General features: G+C 56.4%; 1 protein-coding gene and 1 pseudogene. Both read right to left on the reverse strand.

Features of this window, described 5'->3' with window-relative positions; translation table 11 throughout:
• Positions 1-308 (reverse strand): annotated as a pseudogene (locus JIN85_RS20900) (hypothetical protein); the annotation flags it as partial.
• Positions 309-337: 29 nt separating this feature from the next.
• Positions 338-539, reverse strand: a 202-nt coding sequence (locus JIN85_RS20905; RefSeq protein ID WP_200274499.1) for a hypothetical protein, incomplete at its 5' end; no start/stop codon positions are given.

Here is a 539-nt window from a genome sequence, read left to right on the forward strand (position 1 = left end):
GCGACCAGTTTGCCTTCCCAGCAAAGCCGCCCGTGAACTACCGATGCATGCCCGGCAACTGCAAACGGTGAAAAGCCCCAGCGTTGGGATTGCTCTACAACCAACAAGCAATTTGCAGCGGCTTTCTCGGGTGGGAACGGTCCGTTTTTGTCCGAAACGAGGGTTTCGGGAACAAGCGATGATTTCGAAAGCACGGCGGCGATTCGGTAGAGTGACTCGAAGGTCCCGCTGTCAAAGATGCCGATGCCAGTTGAAGGAAGTGGGTGTGTTGGCGCGGTCGCCAGTGCTGTTAGATTCTGTGTGGTCATGATATAAAATTGTTAGATGGATTCGGGTTTTACTCTTCTTCGTCCGCGTCGCTCAGGTCATCGCGATCATCGAGGCAGGTGGGTTCAGTCGCCGGCACGGCATCGGGATCAGATAGATCCGCGTCGTCATCGAGGCTCACGGGATTCCCGGCTTCCTCGTGGCCCTGTTCCCAGCCTTCCGCCCACGCTTTCCACAGCGCGTTTTCGGTCGGGTCTTTCGTGAATGGATGA

This window comes from Luteolibacter pohnpeiensis (genome assembly GCF_016595435.1).
Taxonomy (GTDB): domain Bacteria; phylum Verrucomicrobiota; class Verrucomicrobiia; order Verrucomicrobiales; family Akkermansiaceae; genus Luteolibacter; species Luteolibacter pohnpeiensis.